The following is a 5,827-nucleotide window of genomic DNA, read 5'->3' as shown; positions in this document are numbered from 1 at the left end:
CCCCAAATACTCCTCAAGCGATGGAACGTCGTGGTCGAACGACGCAAACACAACACCGTTTCGCGTTGCAACTTTCAGCTTCGTGAGACCGTGATCCTTCGGATCGAAATCGGATGGCATCCCGCCGTTGACCTTACCGTCGAGCTTCACCCCGCGACGAAAGGGAACGCCGACAAGATTTCCCTTGAGGTCATAGTTCCACTGGTGGTACGGACACGTGAAGTCCTTCCGATTGCCAAACTTTTCCCGGCAAAAGCGAACTCCGCGATGCGCGCAGACATTTTCCACCGCATACACTTCACCGTCGGCCGCCCGAGTGACAATGACGGACCGCTCGCCGATGGCTGTGCGCTTGAAATCGCCAGGATTCGGAATCTCGGCCTCGAGCGCCACATAGCACCAATGTCCCGAGTAGAAAAATCGCTCAAGTTCCTGACGGTAGATATCGTCGTCCGTGTAGGCCCAAAATGGAATCCGGCTTGAACCTTCACCTTTCCATTCCGACCGTCTAAATACAACGGGAGTCTCGTTCATGCTGTGTCTCCTGTGATCTGATTTATAAGGTGCCGCTCAGTTGTCAAACACCGCTCGAATAGAACGCGTCGGCATAAATTCGTTCGGGCGTTATTCCCTTCTGCCGAAGCAGCATCGACGCCGCCTCGACCATGACCGGCGCACCCGCGACGTAGGCGGTCCAACCTTGCATATGGCTCCAGTCGTCGCTCACTGCCTGCGTCACCACACCGCCGCGATAGTCGGTTGAGTCCATCTCGGACGCGACGACGATGTGAAACGTCATGCGTGGAAGCAGGCTTCGCAATTCGGTCAGCCAAGGTTGACCGTAGATGTCGATACTGGAACGCACGCCGAAATAGACATGCACGGGGTTATCCATGCCGGTTTCTGTCATACCCCTCAGGATCGAGAGGATCGGCGCGAGGCCCGTGCCACCCGCAATACATACGATCGGACCGGCGGTTTTACGACGCAAATAGGCCGTGCCAAGCGGACCGCTCACACGCACTGAGTCACCCACCTTCAGCTCGTTCGCAACGTACGATGTGACGCGACCATCGGGAACAAGTCGAATATGAAACTCGATTTCGTCCGGATTTTGCGTAACTGCCATTGAATACGGCCGGGCATGTTGCGGCGCAAACTGCAGATTGGCGTATTGCCCCGGCGAGAATTCGAAAGGCTTCGACAGGCCGAGGCGCACGCGCTTTATGTCGTGCGTCAGGTCATCCATCGCGAGAACCGTTGTCTTCAAGATCTTGGCCGGATGAACGACGATCTCATCGACCTCCGGTATCTCGATCGCGCAGCTTTCGACAAGCGTCGTCTGGCACGCGAGTACCGACTGGCCCGCGCTCGTGGGTGGGTTTGAGTCTCCACTGCCGGTCGCGAGCACACGGCCCGAGGCCACCCGGCACCGGCATGTGCCGCAACGACCGGCCATGCAACTGTATGAAATAGGGATCTGGTTTGCGCGCAGTACGTCGAGCAGGTTTTCTCCAGCGCGCACATCAAGGGTCCGCTGAAGCGGCAGAATTGATACGTCCATGGCACAAGTGTCTCCAGGCTGGTCTATCGATGGAGCCATCATGCCGCCGCACACTGTATTGATAAATAGAAGATGGTTGATATCTCAAATCACTGTCGGTGATAATGCGAGATAGAAAGAGAGGAGACGCGACATGGAGCTTCAGGACATCGACCTGAACCTGCTGGTTGTATTCAACGAACTGCTGAGGCAACGTCGGGTATCGGCAGTCGCTGAAACACTCGGCATTTCGCAACCGGGAATCAGCAACGCGCTTAACCGACTGCGCAAGATTCTGGGCGACGAGCTTTTCCTTCGCACATCGAAAGGAATGATCCCGACACCCCTTGCCGAAACGCTTGCCGAGCCAATCGGCTATGCGCTAGGGGCGATCTACAACACGCTCAATGCGAAAGCAACGTTCGACCCTGCATCGAGTACGCGATCATTTACGGTTGCCATGACCGACATTGGGGAGATCTACTTCCTTCCCGCTCTCATGAAGAAGTTGGCGAAGGTTGCTCCCGGCGTGACGATCAGTACGGTCCGCGACCCAACCGATACGTTGCGCGATGAGATGGAACAAGGACACGTCGACTTGGCAATCGGCTTTCTGCCGGACCTGATGACCGGATTCTTTCAGCGCCGGTTGTTTCGACAACGCTATGCCTGCATCTTCCGCAAGGGTCACCCTCTTGGGAAAACCGGCATGTCGCTTAAAGCGTTTGGTGAAGCCGAGCATGTGTCGATTGTCGCCGAAGGAACCGGCCACGGCATGGTCGATTCGGTCATCCAGCGGGCTGGCGTCACGCGACATATTCGCTTGCGCGTACCGCATTTCATTGCGGTTGGCCACATTCTACAAACCACCGATCTGATTGCCGTTGTGCCGGAGGCCTATGCAATGAGAACGCTCGCGCCGTTCGGCCTTGAAACGGTTGCATGCCCCGTAAAGATTCCGGACATCGTCATTAATGTCCTTTGGCATGCCAGGAATCACCGCGAGCCGAGCAATCAGTGGCTCCGACATCTCGTCTTCGAGGAGTTCTCGCGTTAGCGGAGTGCGACGATTCGGTCCTGGCGCGTCCGCGGATTACCAGACTTGCCGGCAATGATGTGCGGTTGCGCACGAACTTCGCACAAGAGATATGCGACGGTTCCTACATCGGATGCAACAGGTGTGTCAACGCCCGTCGTATTGCCATCAGTGGTTGGCGGTGCTGCTCACTGACGGCGATTTTCCACGCACCAGGCTTGCCCGCGTCTGGCGCAAATTCACGCAGATCGCTGTCGCGCAGCGTGATCGTTCAAGGCGAGCGTGAATCTGGCGGGTTCCCAATCCTCGTCAAGTGCGCGGTGCATGAGTCCCTGCTGGCTTTCCGGGGCCAGCCCGCCGACCGGTGGATCGCGATCAAGGTTGGTAGGGAACGGGTACCCCTCAGCGCAGGATGCAATTGCCGCGGCGGTTTCAATTTCACTTATTTGCCCTAACGCGCGGCGCTCGCGCAATACCGGATAAACCGCCTCGCACATTCTCCTGCGGTCGAGCACCTCCATCGCCCGGCCGTAAGCAGATGAGACCTGCAAGAGATTCGCCATGCGTTGAACGTCCGCAGTGCGATTTTCGCCGGCCGCATGGAACAACGCGGGATTGAAAAACACGGCATCGCCCTTCGCGAGCGGTAGTTGTACGAAATGATTTTCGAAATATTCCCGAAAATCAGCTCGACGCCATGCCAGATATCCCTCGGCATAGCGCTGGGAATACGGCAGGAGCTTCGTGGGTCCACTCTCAACTGACATGTCGCTATGCGCAATAGCGCCCTGCAGCGTGAGGAAGCGGGACATCCGATGCACGTGCGCAGGATAGCGTTGCGCCTCTTCTACCGTCTGGAAACCAAGGTGGTAATCGCGATGCGCCTGTTGAGCAGCGCCCCCGGGGCGAACTACATTGACCTGCGACGTCATCTGATAGCACGGGCCAAGCCACGCTTCGGACACCATCATAAGCATCGGATTCGAGAAGTATTCCGCGAACACTACGGGCGCTCGCAGGCAGAGTTTTTCCTGGGCGTTCCAGATCCGGTCGTTTGCGCCCGCCTTGGCGAAATGGTCTGCTGCGTGCGAGCCCTGCTCGCGCTCACTGCGAATAATCGATTCGAAGACGGCCGTTGCGTCGTCGACAGGTCCGGTATCGACAAATGCTTGCCGAAGCACCAGCACCCCCGCGCCATCGTGAAAGACGCGAGCCCATTCCGCCTGCAACTGCGCTCTTTCGGATGCATCGCGAGTGATGCCATCGAGTTGCTTACAGTCGTAAACGGGAATCCGCTGCGTGACTTCCGCCGCATAGCGCGTCGGGCTTTTGTCATCGACCTCCAACAGATCGACGAATTCATTTAAAGCGCAATCGCGCTCACTGAACCAATTCTGCTCCCGCTTTTCGATGTGGCTGCGGCCCATGTCTCTCTCCATTTATGGGTCAAGCATAGCCCCATGAATTATCGACGGGGTATCAGTAAACCCTCAAAAAGACATCAAATTCGGGGATCTGCAATGGCTCACCGCGATGATGCAGGCTGAGATCGACGACAGGCTACCCGGAACCGTCCTTCGATTTTCTCGAAAGCGGCCGTTCCGGGTAGGCGTCCTCTACAAGCGTCAGGCGATGGCGTTGATGATGCTGCCGATCAAGGATCCGCTGGAGCTGCTCGATGCGGTGGAGTTGCTAGCCCGAGCTTTGAGCGCCGACGCGCATAATTCTTTGATTTATCACGATTATGTGCGCGCGAGCGAAGCGATTACTGGGTACAGGCGACCGGGCTGACGTTGAGCAGGCGGAAGGCCTTTTCCTGAACGGGCGTGGGCCGCGTCGTCATGACGAGCCTGGCATCCGGGTTGAGTGGCGTGTGACAGACGTTGTACGCGAGCGTCGCCAGGTCGTCGAGCAACGTACGGAAGCTGTGAACCGGCAAGCCATCCTCGCCAAGTTTGGTCGCGTCCTTGGCTTTCGCCTGGTCCGAACGTCGTGCCTTGGCCACCGGTGAAGGCCGGGCCGCCCGCGCTTGTTCGACGTACTCATCGTCAAACAACATCGGCTTTAACTTCTCGCGCATGTGCCACTCGACGTAGTAAGCGAGCATGCACAGAAAGACGTGCGCGCGCACGCGCCCGGCATTCCAGTGGAATATCGGACGCACCTGCAGATCGACTGTCTTGAGCGAACGGAAGGCGCGCTCCACCACCGCCAGGCCCTTGTAGGCCGACACGGCCGCCTCGGCGGATAGTGCCGCGGCCGGCAAGCTCGTGCGCACCACATACAGGCCATCGAGCGCGGCTTCCTGCTGGATCTGTTCGTACTTGCGCCCCCACGTGAAGCTCGAGTCGGTGATGTTCAACTCGAAGTGCTTGGCCATCTTGTAGTGATCGATGACGCGGCCCACGCGCAAGGCAATCGCCTCGGTACCCTTGAGGCGGTTGCGGGCGCGCGTGGTCGCTTGGGCGATCTTCATCATCTCAGCTTCGGTGGCCTGCAGCAGGGCCTCGCGCTTGCGGGTCCGTTCCTCGGCCAGCAGAGGATTGCGGCACACAATGAGCCGTTCGCCGGGGAACGCCTCACTGGTTACTTCGAGCAGGTTGCGCTCATCAAACAGCGACGGCTGGAAGGGCCCCTTCTCGTGGGCGAGCGCAGCCATCTGCGGCGCGCGCAGGCTGCTCACCCAGTCCAGTCCGGCCGGGCGCAATACCGTGTCGATGCGTGCCTGTGTGAGCATGCCGCGGTCACCCACCCAGGCGAGCTGGTCGATGCCGTAGCGGTCCTTGAGCTTCGCCACCTGAGGTGCCACGGTGGCCGGATCGGCGGTGTTGCCGGCGAAGACTTCGAGCGCCACCGGGATGCCATCAGGAGTGCAGATCAACCCGAACACGATCTGCGGGTCGTCACGCTTTCCATCGCGACTGTAGCCGCGCGCCGCGAGCTCGCAGCAGCGTCCGGTCACCCACGTGGAGGTGAGGTCATAGAGCACCAGCGTACTGCCACCCAGATGCTGCCGAGCAAGGCGCTTCTCGATGCCTTCCTGAGCTTCTCCCAGCCAGTCGAGCGCGGCATAGACCTTCTCGAGGTCGACGTCGCCCAGCTTCAGCAGCCGCGACAGCGAGTGGGTCGCGGTCTGCTCGCACAGCATGCGATGCGTGGCGAGCTTGGAAGCAGGCGAGACCACCCGCGCCACCAGCAGCGCCATCACCACCGAGCGCAGCGCGGCAGGCGCCGACGCAAACCACTGC

6 protein-coding genes are annotated in these 5,827 nt (G+C 59.1%); 2 read left to right on the top strand and 4 right to left on the bottom strand.

The features are described 5' to 3' along the window. The coding region (locus WCA53_RS16900; protein WP_423912766.1) for a Rieske 2Fe-2S domain-containing protein at window positions 1-534 on the bottom strand (534 nt) is incomplete at its 3' end. 43 nt (window positions 535-577) lie between these two features. After that, window positions 578-1,564: a 2Fe-2S iron-sulfur cluster-binding protein gene (locus WCA53_RS16895; RefSeq protein WP_423912763.1), complete on the bottom strand. Its 987-nt coding sequence runs from the start codon at window positions 1,562-1,564 to the stop codon at window positions 578-580. Window positions 1,565-1,697: 133 nt separating this feature from the next. Between WCA53_RS16895 and WCA53_RS16890 the strand changes: the two genes are divergently transcribed. Further along, entirely contained in the window at window positions 1,698-2,600 is a 903-nt protein-coding gene (locus WCA53_RS16890; RefSeq protein WP_423912761.1) for a LysR family transcriptional regulator, read from the top strand. Window positions 2,601-2,818: 218 nt separating this feature from the next. On the opposite strand, the gene WCA53_RS16885 is transcribed toward WCA53_RS16890, so the two are convergent. Continuing rightward, a complete protein-coding gene (locus WCA53_RS16885) occupies window positions 2,819-4,006 on the bottom strand; it encodes a phytanoyl-CoA dioxygenase family protein (protein WP_423912757.1) in 1,188 nt (395 codons plus the stop codon). A 106-nt stretch (window positions 4,007-4,112) separates the two neighbouring features. Between WCA53_RS16885 and WCA53_RS16880 the strand changes: the two genes are divergently transcribed. Then, window positions 4,113-4,370: a hypothetical protein gene (locus tag WCA53_RS16880; RefSeq protein WP_423912753.1), complete on the top strand. Its 258-nt coding sequence runs from the start codon at window positions 4,113-4,115 to the stop codon at window positions 4,368-4,370. Here the strand turns inward: WCA53_RS16880 and WCA53_RS16875 are convergent. Next, a partial coding sequence (locus WCA53_RS16875; protein ID WP_423912750.1) for an IS1634 family transposase occupies window positions 4,345-5,827 on the bottom strand: 1,483 nt, incomplete at its 5' end. The two genes, WCA53_RS16880 and WCA53_RS16875, sit on opposite strands and share 26 nt — an antisense overlap.

Origin of the sequence: Caballeronia sp. (assembly GCF_049581465.1) — a bacterium.
In the GTDB taxonomy this organism is placed as follows: Bacteria; Pseudomonadota; Gammaproteobacteria; order Burkholderiales; family Burkholderiaceae; genus Caballeronia.
The sequence above is the reverse complement of the archived record's forward strand: the minus strand, read 5'-3'. Positions and strand labels throughout refer to the sequence as shown.